20 protein-coding genes, 1 tRNA gene and 1 other RNA gene are annotated in these 17,644 nt (G+C 66.7%); 8 read left to right on the forward strand and 14 right to left on the reverse strand.

Annotated features, from left to right (window positions below; all coding sequences use genetic code 11):
• Positions 1-51: 51 nt before the first annotated feature.
• Positions 52-469, reverse strand: an RNA gene (gene rnpB / locus AWC27_RS20105) — RNase P RNA component class A.
• 107 nt (positions 470-576) lie between these two features.
• On the opposite strand from rnpB, the gene AWC27_RS20110 reads away from it, so the two are divergent.
• From AWC27_RS20110 to AWC27_RS20125, 4 genes are all read left to right on the forward strand, one after another.
• Complete coding sequence (locus AWC27_RS20110) at positions 577-1,767, forward strand: cytochrome P450 (RefSeq protein ID WP_085672097.1); 1,191 nt, start codon at positions 577-579, stop codon at positions 1,765-1,767.
• Positions 1,764-1,958, forward strand: a complete 195-nt coding sequence (locus tag AWC27_RS20115) for a ferredoxin (RefSeq protein ID WP_085672098.1) — start codon at positions 1,764-1,766, stop codon at positions 1,956-1,958. The genes AWC27_RS20110 and AWC27_RS20115 overlap by 4 nt, the downstream gene beginning before the upstream one ends.
• Positions 1,958-2,668: a 2OG-Fe(II) oxygenase gene (locus AWC27_RS20120; RefSeq protein WP_085672099.1), complete on the forward strand. Its 711-nt coding sequence runs from the start codon at positions 1,958-1,960 to the stop codon at positions 2,666-2,668. Before AWC27_RS20115 ends, AWC27_RS20120 begins: the two co-directional genes overlap by 1 nt.
• Positions 2,669-2,781: 113 nt before the next feature.
• Positions 2,782-4,365, forward strand: a complete 1,584-nt coding sequence (locus AWC27_RS20125) for a phospholipase C (protein WP_245847330.1) — start codon at positions 2,782-2,784, stop codon at positions 4,363-4,365.
• A gap of 38 nt (positions 4,366-4,403) precedes the next feature.
• On the opposite strand, the gene AWC27_RS20130 is transcribed toward AWC27_RS20125, so the two are convergent.
• From AWC27_RS20130 to cobC, 4 genes are read right to left on the reverse strand one after another with little or no spacing between them, the layout of a single operon-like run.
• Positions 4,404-5,519 (reverse strand): bifunctional RNase H/acid phosphatase, encoded by a 1,116-nt coding sequence (locus tag AWC27_RS20130; protein WP_085672101.1) that lies wholly within the window; start codon positions 5,517-5,519, stop codon positions 4,404-4,406.
• Positions 5,516-6,253: a zinc ribbon domain-containing protein gene (locus AWC27_RS20135; RefSeq protein ID WP_085672102.1), complete on the reverse strand. Its 738-nt coding sequence runs from the start codon at positions 6,251-6,253 to the stop codon at positions 5,516-5,518. The genes AWC27_RS20130 and AWC27_RS20135 overlap by 4 nt, the downstream gene beginning before the upstream one ends.
• Positions 6,250-7,389, reverse strand: a complete 1,140-nt coding sequence (locus AWC27_RS20140; protein WP_085672103.1) for a Nif3-like dinuclear metal center hexameric protein — start codon at positions 7,387-7,389, stop codon at positions 6,250-6,252. Before AWC27_RS20140 ends, AWC27_RS20135 begins: the two co-directional genes overlap by 4 nt.
• Positions 7,386-8,414, reverse strand: coding sequence for an Rv2231c family histidinol phosphate aminotransferase CobC (gene cobC / locus AWC27_RS20145; protein WP_085672104.1), 1,029 nt, complete (start codon positions 8,412-8,414; stop codon positions 7,386-7,388). Before cobC ends, AWC27_RS20140 begins: the two co-directional genes overlap by 4 nt.
• A gap of 166 nt (positions 8,415-8,580) precedes the next feature.
• On the opposite strand from cobC, the gene AWC27_RS20150 reads away from it, so the two are divergent.
• Genes AWC27_RS20150 through AWC27_RS20160 form a run of 3 tightly spaced genes read left to right on the forward strand, consistent with a single transcriptional unit; the run spans position 8,581 to position 10,560 of the window.
• Positions 8,581-9,261 (forward strand): HAD-IA family hydrolase, encoded by a 681-nt coding sequence (locus tag AWC27_RS20150; RefSeq protein WP_245847332.1) that lies wholly within the window; start codon positions 8,581-8,583, stop codon positions 9,259-9,261.
• Positions 9,254-9,745, forward strand: coding sequence for a low molecular weight protein-tyrosine-phosphatase (locus AWC27_RS20155; protein WP_085672105.1), 492 nt, complete (start codon positions 9,254-9,256; stop codon positions 9,743-9,745). The genes AWC27_RS20150 and AWC27_RS20155 overlap by 8 nt, the downstream gene beginning before the upstream one ends.
• Positions 9,745-10,560 (forward strand): SURF1 family cytochrome oxidase biogenesis protein, encoded by an 816-nt coding sequence (locus AWC27_RS20160; RefSeq protein WP_085672106.1) that lies wholly within the window; start codon positions 9,745-9,747, stop codon positions 10,558-10,560. Before AWC27_RS20155 ends, AWC27_RS20160 begins: the two co-directional genes overlap by 1 nt.
• On the opposite strand, the gene AWC27_RS20165 is transcribed toward AWC27_RS20160, so the two are convergent.
• Entirely contained in the window at positions 10,542-11,474 is a 933-nt protein-coding gene (locus tag AWC27_RS20165) for a cobalamin biosynthesis protein (RefSeq protein WP_085672107.1), read from the reverse strand. The genes AWC27_RS20160 and AWC27_RS20165 overlap by 19 nt on opposite strands.
• A 12-nt stretch (positions 11,475-11,486) precedes the next feature.
• Positions 11,487-11,621, reverse strand: a complete 135-nt coding sequence (locus tag AWC27_RS32850; protein WP_264079225.1) for a hypothetical protein — start codon at positions 11,619-11,621, stop codon at positions 11,487-11,489.
• A gap of 80 nt (positions 11,622-11,701) precedes the next feature.
• On the opposite strand from AWC27_RS32850, the gene AWC27_RS20170 reads away from it, so the two are divergent.
• On the forward strand, positions 11,702-12,517 hold the full coding sequence (locus AWC27_RS20170) for an oxygenase MpaB family protein (protein ID WP_085672108.1): 816 nt from the start codon (positions 11,702-11,704) through the stop codon (positions 12,515-12,517).
• Here the strand turns inward: AWC27_RS20170 and AWC27_RS20175 are convergent.
• The 7 genes from AWC27_RS20175 to AWC27_RS20205 form a co-directional block, all read right to left on the reverse strand.
• A complete protein-coding gene (locus tag AWC27_RS20175) occupies positions 12,514-13,443 on the reverse strand; it encodes a cation diffusion facilitator family transporter (RefSeq protein WP_085672109.1) in 930 nt (309 codons plus the stop codon). The genes AWC27_RS20170 and AWC27_RS20175 overlap by 4 nt on opposite strands.
• A gap of 117 nt (positions 13,444-13,560) precedes the next feature.
• The gene (locus AWC27_RS20180) at positions 13,561-14,697 is read right to left on the reverse strand and encodes an epoxide hydrolase family protein (RefSeq protein WP_085672110.1); all 1,137 of its coding nucleotides are present in this window, start codon (positions 14,695-14,697) and stop codon (positions 13,561-13,563) included.
• Between the two features lie 10 nt (positions 14,698-14,707).
• Positions 14,708-14,902: a hypothetical protein gene (locus AWC27_RS20185; protein ID WP_083113540.1), complete on the reverse strand. Its 195-nt coding sequence runs from the start codon at positions 14,900-14,902 to the stop codon at positions 14,708-14,710.
• 2 nt (positions 14,903-14,904) lie between these two features.
• On the reverse strand, positions 14,905-16,458 hold the full coding sequence (locus tag AWC27_RS20190) for a GMC family oxidoreductase (RefSeq protein ID WP_085672111.1): 1,554 nt from the start codon (positions 16,456-16,458) through the stop codon (positions 14,905-14,907).
• Between the two features lie 109 nt (positions 16,459-16,567).
• Positions 16,568-16,639, reverse strand: a tRNA-Val gene (locus AWC27_RS20195).
• Between the two features lie 60 nt (positions 16,640-16,699).
• Entirely contained in the window at positions 16,700-17,161 is a 462-nt protein-coding gene (locus AWC27_RS20200) for a peroxiredoxin (protein WP_085672112.1), read from the reverse strand.
• Positions 17,161-17,583, reverse strand: a complete 423-nt coding sequence (locus AWC27_RS20205) for a DUF3052 domain-containing protein (RefSeq protein WP_083113543.1) — start codon at positions 17,581-17,583, stop codon at positions 17,161-17,163. Before AWC27_RS20205 ends, AWC27_RS20200 begins: the two co-directional genes overlap by 1 nt.
• Positions 17,584-17,644: the final 61 nt, after the last annotated feature.

Raw genomic sequence — 17,644 nt, forward strand, 5'->3', positions numbered from 1 at the left:
TGCCCGCCGACGCCTGGACTGGAGTGGCTATGGCGGATGCGGCTTCGAAGGCGGACGAGTTGGCCTGTAAGCCGGATTCTGTTCCCCACCGCCGCGGCTGAACCAGCGGCGGCACGGCGGCGACCATCCATCTGGACACACCGTTGCCGGGTGCCTCGAGCGGCCTACCCGCAGGCTCGGGCGAGCAGCCCTCGAACGCCTGCGCGGCCGCACTTTTGGCGCGGCCTTCTTGGCCTTGCTTCGGGTGGGGTTTGCCTAGCCACCCCGGTCACCCGGGATGCTGGTGCGCTCTTACCGCACCGTTTCACCCTTACCACCGCGAGGGTGGCGGTCTGTTTTCTGTGGCACTTTCCCGCGAGTCACCTCGGATTGCCGTTAGCAATCACCCTGCTCTGTGAAGTCCGGACTTTCCTCGACCCGCCGCCGGTTCTCGCGAACCGACTCGAGCCGCGGCCGCCCGGCCAACTCGTCCGCGACGAACACGGTACTCGCTGCGCAATGCCGGAGCCAGCGGTGAGCCTCAGTAAGCCAGGCAAAGTTATTGCCCTGCCGCGACGCTGGTGCCAGGCTGACGAGATGACCGAAGCCTCGCCAGCCCAAGGATTCGTCGACCAGGCCGTCGTCGGTCTTGCCGAGCCGCAACCGATGTATAAGGCGCTGCGCGAATCGGCCCCGGTTTTCCGCTCGCCGCAGGCCGTGGTGCTCAGCCGCCTGGCCGACATCGAGATGGCACTCAAGCACACCGAGCTCTTTTCGTCGAACATGGACGCGGTCGATCTCGGCACCATCAGGCCGCTGATCCCCTTGCAGGTCGACCCACCCGAGCACGCGAAGTACCGTCGCGTCCTCGATCCATTGTTCACGCCGCGCGAGATGGCCCGGCGTGAACCGGGCGTCACCGCGCTGGTGAACGAGATGATCGACGGATTCGCCCACCGGGGCGAATGCGACTTCCACGCCGAGTTCGCCGTACCGCTGCCCTGCACGGTTTTTCTGCAGCTACTCGGCCTGCCGCTGGAAGACCTCGACAAGTTCCTGGAATGGAAGGACGGCGTTATCCGCCCCGAGGGCGATTCCGGCTACGACCGCCGCCACGAGTCCTCGGCGCCGGTAGCGCACCAGATCTACGACTACTTCGAGCGTGCCATCGACGATCACATCGCCAGTCCCCGCGACGACGTGCTGTCGGCGATGATCGCGGCAAACGTGGCCAGTGAAGGCCGGCCCCTATCGCGCGAGGAGTTGCTCGATATCTGCTTCCTGTTCTTGATCGCGGGTCTGGACACCGTCACCGACTCGCTCGACTGCTTCTTCGTGTATCTGGCTAGACACCCCGAGCACCGCCGCCAGCTCGTCGAGCAGCCTGACATCCTGCCGCACGCGGTCGAGGAGCTACTGCGCTGGGAGACGCCGGTGCCCGGGGTCGCTCGCGTCGCGATGCAAGACGTCGAGCTGTCCGGGTGCCCAATCCACAAAGGCGACCGGGTCAGCCCGTTGCTCGGCGCGGCAAACACCGACCCGGCGGAGTTCCCAGATCCTGAACTCGTGGATTTCCAGCGCAGCCCCAACCGCCACCGCGCGTTCGGCGGCGGTCCGCACCGCTGTCTGGGCTCCCATCTGGCCCGCATGGAGCTGCGGGTGGCACTGCGCGAATTCCACCGCCGCATACCGGAGTACGAGATCAAGCCGGGCACCCAGCTGACCTACACCGCCGCGTTGCGCTCGGTGGAAGCGCTGCCACTGATGTTCCCGGTGTCGGCTCGATGACCCGCGTCTTCGTGGACGCGGACCGCTGTGTCGGCCACGGACGCTGTTACACCCTGGCCCCCGCCGTCTTCGATTCCGACGAGTTCGGCCACGCCGTCGTGCTCGTCGAGGACGTCAGCGGCGACCTCGAGGCCCAAGCCGCGGCCGGCGAACAGAACTGCCCGGAACAGGCGATTACGCTGTCGCGCTGATGTCGCGTTGGAAAAAGCGCGTCGACTCCGGTGATTGGGACGCCATCACCGCCGAGCTCAATGAATACGGTGGCGCGCTATTGCCGCAATTGATCAGCCCCAGCGAAGCGCTGCGGTTGCGCGAGCTTTACGCCGACGAGGGCTTGTTCCGCTCGACGGTCAATATGGCGCCAAAACGTTATGGCGCCGGACAATACCGCTACTTTCATGCCCCTTATCCCGAGCCGATCGAAAAACTCAAACAGGCGCTGTATCCCAGACTGCTGCCCATCGCCCGGGACTGGTGGGCCAAGCTTGGCCGCGACGCGCTGTGGCCGGACGGCCTCGACGACTGGCTGGCCGCGTGCCATGCCGCCGGCCAAACCAAATCGACTGCCCTGATGCTGAAGTACGGCCCCAACGATTGGAATGCCCTGCACCAGGATCTCTACGGACACTTGGTGTTTCCGCTTCAAGTGGTGATCAACTTGAGCCGCCCCGACGTTGACTACACCGGCGGCGAATTTCTCCTCGTCGAACAACGCTACCGGGCTCAATCCCGTGGCACGGCAACGCAATTGACGCAGGGGCGGGGTTATGTATTCACCACCCGTGAGCGGCCGGTGCGCTCGGCGCGGGGCTGGTCGGCTGCGCCAGTGCGGCACGGCATTTCGATGATCCGTTCTGGCGAACGTTATGCCCTGGGGTTAATTTTTCACGACGCGGCATGACTGCCGTCCCTTTGCGACACCTAAAATTCACACCGACACGCCGGTCGGCGTGTCGCGAATAATCATCCTGGCAAATATACCGTGAGCGCAAATGCGCAGCGGAAAGGATTAGGGTGAGCAAAGGCCCATTCGGCGGAATGTCTCGTCGAGAGTTCTTGGCCAAAGTCGCCGCCGGGAGTACTGGCGCTCTAATGTCGTTCGCCGGTCCGGTTATTGAAAAGGCCTACGGAGCCGGCCCATGCTCGGGTCATTTGTCCGACATCGAGCACATAGTGTTGTTCCTGCAGGAGAATCGATCCTTCGATCACTATTTCGGGACGCTGTCGGCCACCGACGGCTTCAACACCGCGTCGCCCGCGTTCCAGCAGAAGGGCTGGAATCCGCAGACGCAGCAGCTCGACCCCGCCGGCGTCACCATCCCCTTCCGCTTAGACACCACCCGGCTCGTCCTTGACGGCCAATGCCTCAACGACCCCGACCACTCCTGGAAGGGGATGCACAAGTCCTGGAACAACGGCGCCAACGACGGCTGGCTGCCCGCGCAGGTCGGCAACAGCCCGGTGAACGGCAACGTCCCCGTGGTGATGGGCTACTACACGCGCAAAGACATTCCGATCCACTACATGCTGGCCGACACGTTCACCATGTGCGACCAGTATTTCTGCTCGGTTCTCGGCCCCACCCTGCCCAACCGGCTGTATTGGATCAGCGCCTCGATCGACCCCGCCGGCACCAATGGTGGGCCGCAACTCACCAGTCCAGCCTCCGAACCGATCGGTCAGTTCAGCTGGGCGACCATGCCGGACAATCTCAGCGCCGCGGGTGTCAGCTGGAAGCTGTATCGCAACAAGGGCCTTGGGGCCATCGGTAGCAACTACTTGAACTACACCTACGACCGAATACTGATGTACTTCAAGCAAGCCCAGAACCCGCGCTCGGACTTGGCTCGCTTCGGCATCGCCCCGACCTATCCGCACGACTTCGCCGCCGACGTCAAAGCCAACCGGCTGCCGAAGGTGTCCTGGATCGTCCCGAACACCCCCGAGTCCGAACATCCGGCATTTCCGCCGGCCGTCGGCGCGATCGGCATCGTGCAACTGCTGAAGATCCTGCTTTCCAATCCGGCGGTGTGGGAGAAGACCGCGCTGATCGTCGCCTATGACGAAAACGGCGGCTTCTTCGATCACGTCACACCGCCCACCGCGCCGCCGGGGACACCCGGTGAATATTTGACCGTCGCCGACGTCGACAGTGTGTCGGGATCTGGCGGCATACGTGGACCCGTCGGTTTGGGCTTCCGTGTCCCGTGTTTCGTGATCTCGCCGTACAGCCGCGGCCCGCTGATGGTCCACGACGTGCTCGACCACACTTCGCAACTGAAGTTCATCACCAAGCGCTTCGGTGTGCCGGTGCCCAACCAAACTGCTTGGCGCGACGGCGTTGTCGGCGATATGACCTCGACGTTCAACTTCGCCTCCCCGCCCAACCCGTCGCGCCCCAAGTTGGATCACCCCGTGCTCGACGCGATACCGAAACTGCCGCAATGCATACCCAACGTGTTGCTGGGAACCACTGGGCTGAATCCCGATCCGGTGACCCAGGTGCCGTATGCCATTCCCTATCGGGTGCCCTACCCGCAGGTGATGCCAGGACAGGAAACTGGCCCGGCGCGCGGGATTCCCAGCGGTCTGTGCTGAATCAGCGTCGGTTACCCTCGATGCGGCCCCGGGCGACGTTATAGGTAGCCGGTCTGGTTAACCAGCCGCACCGAGGACGCTCCGTCGGGATAGAACTCGGCGATGCTCAACGACGCCAGATCAAGATGCAACCGGTACAGCACACCCGGCCCGACGTCCAATGCCATCCGCAGCAACATCTTGATCGGCGTGACATGCGAAACCACCAGCACCGTCTCGCCTTCGTAGCGCGCGATCACCCGGTCGCGCACCCGGTGCGCGCGCCGCAGCACCGCATCGAAGCTTTCACCGCCGGGTGGCGTCGTACTGGTGTCGCGCAGCCAACGGCGATGAAGCTCGGGATCGCGTTCGGAAGCCTCGGCGAACGTCAGTCCCTCCCAGGCACCGAAGTCGGTCTCGATCACGTCGTCGTCGATGGCCACGTCCAGGCCCAGCGCTCGCCCCGCCGTGGTCGCCGTGTCGTAAGCCCGCTGCAGTGGCGAGGAAATCACCGCGGCGATTCCGCCGCGCTGCGCCAGATACCGCGCCGCCAAACCGGCCTGGCGCCAACCGACTTCGTTGAGAGCCGGGTTGCCGCGGCCGGAATAGCGGCGCTGCACCGATAACTCGGTCTGCCCGTGCCGCAACAACAGTAACCGGGTCGGTGTGCCGCGTGCGCCGGTCCAGCCCGGTGCCGGTGGAGGATCGGCGCGGGGGACTCTGACGGGTTCGGCGATCGGCACCGGGGATTTGTCCACCGTGCTGTTAGCGCGGGCGGCGGCATCCATCGCCTCGTTGGCCAACCGGTCGGCGTAGCTATTGCGGGCCCGCGGCACCCACGTGTAGCTGATCCGGTGAAACCTCGACGCCAACACCCGAGCTTGGGCGTGCAATTCCACCAGATCGGGGTGCTTGACCTTCCAGCGCCCCGACATCTGCTCCACCACCAGCTTGGAATCCATCAGAACGGACACTTCGGTGGCGCCCATCTTCACCGCGTCGTCCAAACCCGCGATCAGGCCGCGGTATTCAGCGACGTTGTTGGTTGCCCGGCCGATGGCCTGCTTGGTCTCGGCCAGCACGGTTGAGCGGTCCGCGGTCCACACCACGGCGCCATACCCGGCCGGCCCGGGGTTTCCCCGTGACCCGCCGTCCGCCTCGATGACAACCTTCACTGGGAAAACCCTTTGACCCGCAACAGGATTGCTCCACATTCCGGGCACTGCAGGACTTCGTCTTCGGCGGCCGCGGTGATGCGAGCCAGCTCGCCGCGGCCTATCTCGATACGGCAGGCGCCACACCGGTGTCCCTGCAGGGGGCCGGCGCCCGCTCCGCCGCGGGCCCGCAGACGTTCGTAGAGCGCCGAAAGATTGGGGTCCAGCGTCGTGCTCAGCTCGTCGCGCCGCGCCGAATGTTCAGCGCGGGCCTGGCCGATCTCGGCCAGGGCCGCGTCGAGTTCCTGCTGAGCACTGACCAGGTCGGCCTGCAGGCCCTCGATGGTCCGCGCTTCGGTGCTTTCTTGGGTTTGCAGCTCCTCGCGGCGCTCCATCACGTCGAGCAAGGAATCTTCCAGGCTGGCCTGCCGCCGTTCCAGCGTCTCGAGCTCGTGCTGCAGATCCGACAATTGCTTGGCGTCTGTTGCCCCCGACGCGAGCAACGACCGGTCCCGGTCTTCGCGCTTGCGCACCGCGTCGATCTCGGATTCGAAGCGGGCGATCTGAGCGTCCAAGTCCTCCAACGCGATTCGAACGGCGGCCAGCCGGTCACTGGCGGCACCGTGCTCGGCCTGTACCTTCTGATAGGCCTCCTGCTGCGGCAGATGGGTGGCCCGATGCGCGATCCGGGACAATTCAGCGTCTAACTTCGCCAGTTCCAGTAGCGAACGTTGCTGTGCTACTTCGGCTTTCATGACTGATTACTCCCCGTCTGGTTGTCGAGGTTCCACGGATCAGTGCGGATCGTGCATACATGCACCGGCAGCGACGCGCCGAACCGGGCTTTCAACACATCGGCCGCCTGGCCGCACCACGGGAATTCGCTTGCCCAGTGCGCGACGTCGATCAGGGCCACCTGCGATGCCCGGCAATGCTCGTCGGCCGGATGGTGGCGCAGGTCGGCGGTGACGTACGCCTGCACCTCCGCGGCGGCCGCGGCGCCAAGCAACGAGTCCCCGGCGCCTCCGCAGACCGCGACCCGCGACACCAGCAGGTCGGGATCGCCCGCCGCGCGCACTCCGCAGGACGTCTGCGGCAATGCTGCGCTCACCCGAGAAACGAAGGCGCCCAATGGCTCTGGTGCCGGAAGTGTGCCGATGCGGCCCAGTCCGACGTCGCCCGGCGGCGGCACCAGCGCGAAGATGTCGAAGGCCGGCTCCTCGTAGGGATGGGCGGCGCGCATGGCGGCCAGCACAGCGCCCCGCGCTCGCGCGGGCGCGACGACCTCGAACCGGTCCTCCGCCACTCGCTCGACGGTGCCGACGCTGCCGATCGCCGGCGACGCCCCGTCGTGCGGCAGGAACTGTCCGGTCCCGGTGACGCTCCAGCTGCAGTGCGAATAGTCGCCGATATGTCCGGCGCCGGCCGCAAAAACGGCTGCCTGCACCGCTTCTGAGTTTTCCCGCGGCACGTAAACGACCCACTTGTCCAGATCGGGCGCACCCGCCGCCGGGTCGAGCACGGCGTCCACCCGCAGGCCAAGCGCACGCGCCAGGGCGTCGGACACGCCAGGCGATGCCGAGTCGGCGTTGGTATGGGCGGTGAACAGCGACCGCCCGGTACGAATCAGCCGGTGCACCAACGCTCCCTTGGGGGTGCTGGCCGCAACCGTGTCGACCCCGCGCAACAGCAATGGGTGGTGAGCCAGCAACAACCCGGCCTCGGGAACCTGGTCAACCACAGCCGGCGTCGCGTCGACCGCGATAGTCACCGATTCCAGCACGTCGGCGGGATCGCCACAGACCAGTCCCACCGAATCCCACGACTCGGCAAGCCGCGGCGGGTAGGCCTCGTCGAGCACCTCGATGACATCGCGCAGCCGCACAGTCACGACAGCACCCCTGCGATCGCGTCAACCAGCTGGGTCCATTCCGGGCGCACCGCCGCCCGCAGGTAGCGTTCGTCCAGCCCGACGAACGTGTCACAGCGGCGTACCGCGATTCCGTTGCACTGCAGCATGTTTCGAAGTCGGTCTGCTCCGGGCATGCTGAATAACACAAACGGCGCACGGCCGTCGACCACCGCGACACCCACCGATTCCAGACCGGCCACCATGTCGGTGCGCACGGCGGCCAGCCGCACCGCATCCGCCGCGGCCTCGGCGATGGCGGGCGCAGCGCAGCAAGCGGCGATGGCCGTCAATTGCAAGGTGCCCACCGGCCAGTGCGCGCGCTGCGCGGTCAACAAGGACAGCACCTGCGGCGAGCCCAGCGCATAGCCCACCCGCAGCCCGGCCAGTGACCAGGTCTTGGTGAGACTGCGCAGCACCAGCACATCGGGCAGCGGGTCTCCGGCCAGCGACTCCGGCTCCCCGGGGACGGCATCGGCAAACGCCTCGTCGACCACCAGAATCCGGCCGGGCCGGCGCAGCGCCAACAGCTGTGCACGCGTGTGCAGCACCGAGGTGGGGTTGGTCGGATTGCCGACCACTACCAGGTCGGCGTCGTCGGGCACCTGCACCCCGTCCAGCCGAAACGGTGGCTGCAGCACGATGTGATGCACCGGGACGCCGGCCGCCCGCAGGGCCACCGCCGGCTCGGTGAACGAGGGGGCGACGATCGCCGCCCGGGTGGGCCGCAGGTTGCTCAGCAGCGCAAATCCCTCCGCCGCGCCGGCCAGCGGCAGCACTTCGTCGTGGGCTCGACCGTGCCGGTCCGCGATCGCCGCGTGCGCGCGGTGGACGTCCTCGACGCTGGGATAGCGGGCCAGCTCCGGCAATCGCTCGGCCAGGCGCTGCACCAACCACGCCGGCGGCCGCGGATGGCGGACGTTGACGGCGAAATCCAGCATGCCGGGTACCACGTCTTGATCACCGTGATAGCGCGCCGCCGCAAGGCTCATCTGCAGACCCGCCATCCGTGAAACACTAGTGGGCCGCGGCACCGACATGAATCGCCCAGCCTCCAAGAATCAGTGCCCAAAGTAAAGGCAATGCGCAGCGGGCTGTGTGGCGATTGAACCAAACTCACCGCTAGCGCGGCCCCCCGACGCCGCGACGAGGGCTTATGGAGACAATGGAGCGGTGACCGACTCGATCCGCGCAGCAGCGCTGACCGCAACTCCGCAGCTGGTGATCTTCGATCTCGACGGCACCCTCACCGACTCCGCCGAAGGGATCGTGGCCTGCTTTCTGCACGCCCTGACCCACATCGGGGCCGAAGTGCCGCAGGGCGACCTGGCGGCACAGATCGTCGGACCACCCATGGACGACACCTTCCACGCGATGGAACTCGGCGGACGTGCCGACGAGGCGATCGCGGCTTTCCGCGCCGAATACGGCGCCCGGGGCTGGGCGATGAACACCTTGTTCGACGGCATCGCGCCGCTGCTCGCCGACCTGGAGGCCTCCGGCGTCCGGCTCGCGGTGGCGACCTCGAAATTGGAGACGACGGCGCGGCGCATCCTGCACCACTTCGGGCTGGACCACCACTTCGAGGTGATCGCCGGGGCCAGTGCCGACGGTGCGCGGAAGAGCAAGACCGAGGTGCTAGCCCATGCGCTCGATCAGCTCCAGCCCCTGCCCGAGCGGGTGCTGATGGTCGGCGACCGCAGCCACGACGTCGACGGGGCGGCCGCGCACGGCATCGACACGGTGGTCGTCGGCTGGGGCTACGGACAGGCCGACTTCGCCGACCTGATCGATGCCGCCGGCGTGACGTTTGCCGCGACGATGGCCGACCTGAGGGGGACGCTGGGTGTCTGACCCCCTGCACGTGACGTTCGTGTGTACCGGCAACATCTGCCGTTCGCCGATGGCCGAGAAGATGTTCGCCCACCAGATTCAGGAGCGTGGGCTCGCCGGCGCGGTGCGGGTCACCAGCGCGGGTACCGGCAACTGGCACGTCGGCAACTGCGCCGACGAACGCGCAACGCGGGTCTTGCGTGCGCACGGCTATCCCACCGACCACTGCGCCGCTCAGCTCGACACCGACCACCTGGCGGCCGATCTGGTAATAGCCTTGGGCCGCAACCATGTTCGGTTGCTGCGACAGCTCGGCGTCGACAGTGACCGCATCCGCATGCTCCGCTCGTTCGACCCACGCTCCGGCGCCCACGCACTCGACGTCGAGGACCCCTACTACGGCGAGCACGACGACTTCGAGCAGGTTTTCGAAGTCATCGAGGCGGCCCTGCCCGGCCTGCACGACTGGGTCGATCAGCGACTCGCCCAAAACGGGAGTGGTTGATGCGGCGACTGGCCTTCCTGCTGCGGCCAGGCTGGCTGGCGCTGGCCCTGGTGGTCATCGCGTTCACCTATCTGTGCTTCATGGTGCTCGCACCCTGGCAGCTCGGGAAGAACAGCAGGACCTCGCGGCAGAACGACCAAATCGCAACCTCGCTCAACACTCCCCCGGTTCCGCTGAAAACCCTTCTACCACAACAGGATTCGTCGGCACCCGCAGCACAGTGGCGCCGGGTGAACGCTACCGGCCACTACCTGGCGGAGGTACAGGTGGTGGCCCGGCTGCGCGCGGTCGAAGGAGACCAGGCGTTCGAGGTGCTGGCCCCATTCGTCGTCGACGGGGGGCCAACCGTCCTGGTCGATCGTGGCTACGTACGGCCCGAGCCGGGTTCGCATGTACCGCCGATCCCCCGCCCGCCGGATCAAACGGTGACCATCACCGCGCGGCTGCGCGACTCTGAGCCGACCCTGCCGGACAAGGAGCCGTTTACCCGAGACGGTGTCCAGCAGGTGTATTCGATCAGCACCGGACAAGTCTCGGCGCTCACCGGAATCCCGTTGACCGGCTCGTATCTGCAGCTGGTCGAAGACCAGCCGGGTGGGCTGGGCGTGCTCGGCATCCCGCATCTGGACGCAGGCCCATTCCTGTCCTACGGCATCCAATGGATCTCGTTCGGCATCTTGGCGCCCATCGGGCTGGGCTATTTCGTCTATTCCGAGATCCGGGTCCGGCGCCGCGAGAAGGAGTTGGCCGCGCCGCCTGACCAGCCCATGACCGTTGAGGAGAAGCTCGCCGACCGCTACGGGCGCCGCAGGTAACTGAACAATCCCAGTAGCGCCGCGGCCGCCAGCTGCACCAAGCGAGACAACATCACCGCCCGGCGCAGATCGGACACCGAGGGGACCCGCCCGTCGCCGAGACTCGGCCGAATTTGCAGCTCATGGTGGTAGCGGGTGGGACCACCGAGTCGCACCCCCAAAGCCCCGGCGAAGGTTGCCTCGACGACGCCGGCGTTCGGGCTGGGGTGCCGGGCAGCGTCACGACGCCAGGCCCGCACCGCCCCGGCCGGCGACCCACCGACGGCCGGGGCGCACAGCACCGTCAGCGCCGCGGTCGCGCGCGCACCGAGATAGTTGGCCAGGTCATCCAATCGTGCTGCAGCCCAACCGAATCGGAGGTACCGCGGCGAGCGGTAGCCGATCATCGCATCCAAGGTGTTGACGGCGCGATACCCCAGTACGGCGGGCGCACCCGCGGTCGCCGCCCACAGCAACGGCACCACCTGGGCGTCGGAGGTGTTCTCGGCCACCGATTCCAGCGCGGCCCGGGTCAGCCCCGCCTCATCCAGCCAGGCCGGATCACGCCCGCACAATGACGGCAGCAGCCCCTTGGCCGCCTCGATATCGCGGCACTGCAGCAGCTCCGCCATTTCCCAGCCGGTGCGTGCCAGCGAGGTGCCGCCCAGCGACACCCAGGTGGCCGCCGTCACCGTCGCCGCTGGCCACCGCCCACGTTCCAGGGCGGCGCCGAGCACACCGACACCGCCGACCAGCAGGCTGACGTGCACGAGACCGGCGAGCCTGCTGTCGCGGTAGGTCAGCCGCTCCAGCTTGGCTGCGCCCTGGCCGAACCATGCGACCGGATGACAGCGTTTCGGGTCACCGACGACAAGATCGGCCAGGAACCCGGCCAGCACGCCGATGGTCCGGGCCCGCCGCGTCGAGGCAAACACCCCGGCAGCGTCTCACATCGTCAAAATGACGATGAGCGCGATGACTACGACGAGCTGGACAGCCAACAAGTACCAACCCGCCAGCGCGGGGTTGAAGTTGCATCGCGCCCGATTCGGAATGTCTGGAGGCGACGGTTCAATCAACATGTGTCGAATGTGCCCGGTTTCAGCCGATCTAACCTGTGGCGTCGCACACGTGGTCTACTCGATCTCATGGGGCATCTGCGATGAAGCGACCCGCGACTCGGCTCGCCGACCTGTTGAATCCCGCGGCTTTGTTGTTGCCGGCGGCGAACGTGATCATGCAGCTGTCGTTGCCCGGCGTGGGGTACGGCGTGCTGGAAAGCCCGGTGGACAGCGGCAACGTCTACAAGCATCCGTTCAAGCGGGCCCGCACCACCGGCACCTATCTTGCGGTTGCGACGGTCGGGACCGACTCCGACCGGGCCCTGATGCGCGGCGCCGTGGACGTCGCGCACCGGCAGGTTCGCTCCACACCGTCGAGCCCGGTGTCCTACAACGCCTTCGATCCCAAGTTGCAGCTGTGGGTGGCGGCATGTCTGTATCGCTACTTCGTGGATCAGCAGGAGTTCCTGCACGGCCCGCTCGACGATGCGGCCGCCGACGCGGTTTATCGCGATGCCATCCGATTGGGAACCACCCTGCAGGTGCCCGAGCGGCTGTGGCCGCCGGACCGGGTCGCGTTCGACGAGTACTGGAAACGCTCACTCGACGAACTGCACATCGACCCGCCGGTCCGTGAGCATCTGCGCGGGGTGGCGTCGGTAGCGTTTCTGCCGCTGCCGCTACGGGCTCTGGCCGGGCGGTTCAACCTGTTTGCGACGACGGGGTTCTTGGCGCCGGAGTTCCGGGCGATGATGCGGCTGGACTGGTCGGAAGCCCAGCAGCGCCGGTTCGAGTGGCTGCTGTCGGCCTTGCGGCTGGCCGACCGGCTGATCCCGCACCGGGCCTGGCTCTTCGGCTACCAGCTGTATCTGTGGGACATGCGGTTTCGCGCTCGCCGCGGCCGGCGGATCGTCTAGCCCGGCGGTACGCCGCGCGCTGCCCAAGTGAAGCTGCGCATCTGCGGCAGCTGCACCGAAAGTCGGTCGGCGACTCGCCGGCCGATGCAATCCGCGTCAGCCACGGTGGTGTCGGAGGGAACCCAGCCTTCCACCTCGACCCGCAGCGTGCGTCCGGTCCACCGGGCACGCGCATGCGCGTGGATGACCCCCTCGACGTCGGCGACCACCGATTCGGCGGTCTCGATCACCGACGGATCCACGCCGTCGAGTAACCGGTGGCCGATGTCTGAGGTCACCTCCCAACCGACGTGGCAGATAAAACCCGTCACCACAATTCCGGCGACGCCGTCGGCCCATTCCCAGCCCACGGCGACTCCGCACAAACCCAGCAGGGCGCCCGCCGATGACAGGCCATCCAGCCACGAATGCCTAGCGTCGGCAATAAGGGTCGAAGACTGGATGCGGCGGCCGACGACGAGCTTGTACCGGGCGACCAGCTGGTTGCCGAGGATACCGACCAATGCGGCCGCAATACCCCAACCGACTTGCTGAGTTGGGCTGTGCCGCAGGAGCTTTCCCACACTTTCCCAGCCGGCGAACACGGCACTGGCCCAGATCACCAGCGCCACCCCGATCCCGGCGAGGTCCTCGGCGCGTTCCAAGCCGTATGGATAGCGCGACGTGGCCACTCGGCGTGAGCTCCAAAAGCCACCGAACACCGCGGCGCTGGTCGTCACGTCCGACAAGTTGTGCAGCGCATCGCCGAGCAACGCCGCCGAGCCGGACAGCAGAGCAACCACGAACTCGATCAGACCCGTCAATGCCAAGCCCACCGCGCCCACGGCGACAGCGCGATTGGCTTGCCGGCGCTCGTCACTGTCGTCGATGGCAATCGCCAGCGGAAAGCTGCTCGCCGGATCCCGGGTGCCGGTTATCAGGTGCATGGCGCTTAGCGTGCCACGCGGCGCAATCGTCCGCCCGGCGCCTGGGCGTCGACTGTCTAGATCACGACGCTTCTAGGGCCTGTCGCGTCGGCACATTCACACTCGGCGAGCAGAGCGTCAGCGCACCGTGGCGAAGAAGGCGCGCAGGTCCTCGACGAAGAGCTCGGGCTGCTCGAACGCGGCGAAATGCCCGCCGCGCGGCATGGTCGTCCAGTGGGTGATGTTGTAGACGGGCTCGCACCACGACCGCGGCGCCCGCAGCAGCTCCTTCGGGAAGGCCGCGATACCGGTGGGCAACTCCACGCGGTCCATTTGGCCCCAAACCCGAAAGCTCTCCCAGTACAGGCGGGCCGAAGAGGCCGCCGTGCCCGTCACCCAATACATCATCACGTTGTCCAGCAATTCGTCTCGGCTGAACGCGTTCTCGGGATGACCGTCGCAATCCGACCAGGCCCAGAACTTTTCGATGATCCACGCCAACTGGCCCACCGGCGAGTCGACGAGGCCGTAGCCCACCGTTTGCGGCCGGGTGGACTGCTGCTTGGAATAGCCGGTGCCCCACTTGCGGTGCTGGGCCAGCGCGGCCATCGCCTGCTGTTCCTCCTCGGTGGGGTTGGCCAGAGACTCAGCCGTAGGCCGGCCCAGCGGCATGTTCAGGTGGATGGCCGCGCAGTGGTTGTTTCCAAGGCCGCCGTTGCGACCGATCTGGTTGGTCACCGCGGCTCCCCAGTCGCCGCCCTGGGCGCCGTAACGCTGATAGCCCAGGCGCAGCATCAGCGTCTCCCATGCTTCGGCGATCTTCTCGACCCCCCAGCCGGTGCGGCTGGGCTTGCCGGAGAAGCCATACCCGGGAAGAGACGGACACACCACGTGAAAGGCATCCTCGGCACGCCCGCCGTAAGCCGTCGGGTTGGTCAGCGGCTCGATCACCTTGTGGAATTCCACGATCGAGCCGGGCCAGCCGTGGGTGATCACCAACGGAAAAGCGTCCTCATGCGGGGACCGCTGATGGATGAAATGAATATCCAGGCTGTCGATTTCGGTGCTGAACTGGTCGAACCGGTTCAGGGCCGCCTCGCGCGAGCGCCAGTCGTACTCGTTGGCCCAATACGCCGCCAAGGCCTGGGTGTAAGCCAGCGGGATGCCCTGGCTCCAGTCGTCCACACATTCGGCTTCCGGCCAGCGGGTACGCACCAGCCGCGATCGCAGGTCATCGAGCACGTCCTCGGGGACGGCTATGCGAAACGGCTTCACTAGCCCATGTTCATGGCTTGTTCGCGTCCTTGATCAAGGTGCTGATCTGCTCAAGCAGCTCACGCATGTCGGCGCGCATCGCATCCACCGCGGCATACAGGTCCGCCTTGGTCGCCGGCTGCTGATCCGACGACAATGGCCGCACGGGTGGTTTCGACGTCTGCCGCGCCGTGCTGTCGCTCTTCGAACCAGGAAGCTCGCTCACGCTCACGACCTTGCCATACCGGCTGAGGCACGTCCAAAGGCAGATCCGGCCAGCAGGAAATCTGCGCATCGTTCGCCGATCATGATCGAGGGCGCGTTGGTGTTGGCGCGGGGAATCTGAGGCAGCGCCGACGCGTCGGCGACCCGAAGATGCTGCACCCCGCGCACGCGCAGCTGCTCGTCGAGAGCGCTGCCGGGGTGGCTGCCCATCGCAACGCTGCAGGCCGGATGTGCCGTCGTGGTCGCGGTGTCCCTGATCGAGGCTTCGACGTCGATGCCGGGCCCGGGCAGTAGCTCACGATCGATGGCCGACGCGATCGGCTCGGTGCCGATGATTTCGCGGCTGCGCTGCACCGCGCGGATCAATGCCTCGATGTCGTCGCGCTCGGTCAGCATGTTCAGCCGGATCGCCGGCGGTGTGGCCGGGTCGGGCGAACGAACCAGCACGCTGCCGCGGCTCTTGGGCGTCCAGTACGAGTGCAGCATGGTCACCGCGGGCGTGAATTTGCCGCCACGCGGATCGGCCAGCCCGTCGGCGGGGCTGAACACCAGCTGAAAGTCGCAGGCCGGCAGGTCGGGGGTCGACCTCACGTGGGCCACCGCCTCGGTGCCATTGCTGGTCAGCTTGCCGGTTCGGTGCAATAGCCACTGCAGCAACCATTTTGGATGCGCGGCATCGGCAAGGCCGACATAGCCGGGCGCCAGGGCCCAGATGGCGAACGCGTTGGGGTGGTCGGTCAGACCCTGGCCAACCCGGGGACTGTCCACCAGCGGCGTGATGCCCACGCGGCGCAGGTGATCGGCGGGACCGATGCCGGATAGCTGTAACAGCTGCGGTGTGCCGAATGCGCCGGCGCACAGGATGATCTCGTTGCCGGCGAAAGCCTGGCGAACACGTCCGTGGCGGCGGTACTCGACGCCGACCGCCCGGCCGTTGCGCACGATCACGCGGCGGACCATGGCCTTGGTGACGATCGTGAGATTCTTCTGGTCTCGCAGGTAACCACGCGCGGCGCTCCAGCGCTGGCCGTTGTGGATGGTGGCCGGGGTGATCGTCGCGCCGTCGAGGTGAGGTCCGCTGACGTCGTCGTTGGCGGGAACGCCTGCGGCGCGCGCCGCGGCGACGAAGCGGTGCGACAACTCATCGGTATAGGGCACCGGGGCGACGTGCATCGGACCGCGTTCGATCCGTGCGAATACCGGCGCCACGTCATTCCAGCTCCAGCCGGGCAGCCCCCAGCCGTCGTAGTCGAGGTCGCTGCCCTTGACCCAAACCATCGCGTTCATCGCGCTGGTCCCGCCGAGCACCCGGCCGCGCGGCTGCGGGAGGCGGCGGTTGGCGCACCCGGGTTCGGGCTCGCTCTCGTAGCCCCAGTCCAGTGAGGTGCCGATCTGACGGGAAAATGCCAGTGGCGCTCGTACCGTCAGCCGCCGGTCGGATCCCCCGGCTTCGATCAACAGCACGCGGCAGGACGATTCCGTGGTCAACCGCCCGGCTACCGCGCAACCGGCGGAGCCGGCCCCGATCACGATGAAGTCGTATCCGGTTGCGTTCATATCGAGCACTATCACCTAGGGCGCGAGCGTAACGCCAGTGCGAAAGCCAGGCCACGAAGTCGCAGCCACGCTACGCTCACACGCCGCCGTACGCCTGCCGGCTACCGAGTGGGCGCGGACGGTATCGAACCGCCGACCGCTGGTGTGTAAAACCAGAGCTCTACCACTGAGCTACGCGCCCTTGAAGCCCGGAGGATCCGCCGGGCAGGCTACACGCAAAAAAGCCAACCCCCCAAAACGCTCACCCCCGCAAAGCCGCCAGCGCCTGAGTCCACAGCCGCTGATCGCGGGCCTCACCGGGCTGTTTCATCTCGGCAAACCGGATGATTCCCGAGCGGTCGACCACGAACGTGCCGCGATTCGAGATACCCGCTACCTCGTTGAACACGCCATAGGCCCGACTGACCTCGCCGTGCGGCCAAAAATCCGACAAGACCGGAAATAGGAACCCGCTCTGGGTGGCCCAGACTTTGTGGGTTGGTGGCGGGCCCACCGAGATCGCAAGCGCCGCGCTGTCGTCGTTCTCGAACTCCGGCAGATGATCGCGCAGCTCATCTAGCTCGCCCTGGCAGATCCCGGTGAAGGCTAGCGGGAAGAACACCAGCAGCACGTTTTTGGCGCCTTGGTAGCCGCTGAGCGTCACCGGCTGGTAATTCTGGTCGCGCAGCGTGAAGTCGGGTGCGGTGGCTCCGACGTCGAGCATCAGCGCTTTCCGGCCCGCGACTTGGGCTGGACCAGTCGGCTGCCGCTCCAGTTGCCGAGATTGACCGACGAGGTCGGCATCAGGCCCGCAGTCGGGGCCGCCTCGGCGATCTCGGCCGGCAGCACGTGACCGGGCTTGCCGGTCTTGGGCGTCAACACCCAGATGACACCGTCTTCGGCCAGTGGGCCGATCGCGTCCATCAAGGTGTCGACCAGATCCCCGTCGCCGTCGCGCCACCACAGCAGCACAACATCGATGACCTCGTCGGTGTCTTCATCGAGCAGCTCACCGCCGCACGCTTCTTCGACCGCCGCGCGAATGTCGTCGTCGGTGTCTTCGTCCCAGCCCCACTCCTGGACAACTTGGTCTCGTTCGATGCCCAGTTTGCGACCGTAGCTCGGGGCGTGATCCGCCGCGACCACCGTGGAACCTCCTTTAACCATCCGCACGACTGCGCGATTGGCCTATCGTCGCACAACCACA

It is taken from the genome of Mycobacterium szulgai, from assembly GCF_002116635.1.
Taxonomy (GTDB): Bacteria; Actinomycetota; Actinomycetes; order Mycobacteriales; family Mycobacteriaceae; genus Mycobacterium; species Mycobacterium szulgai.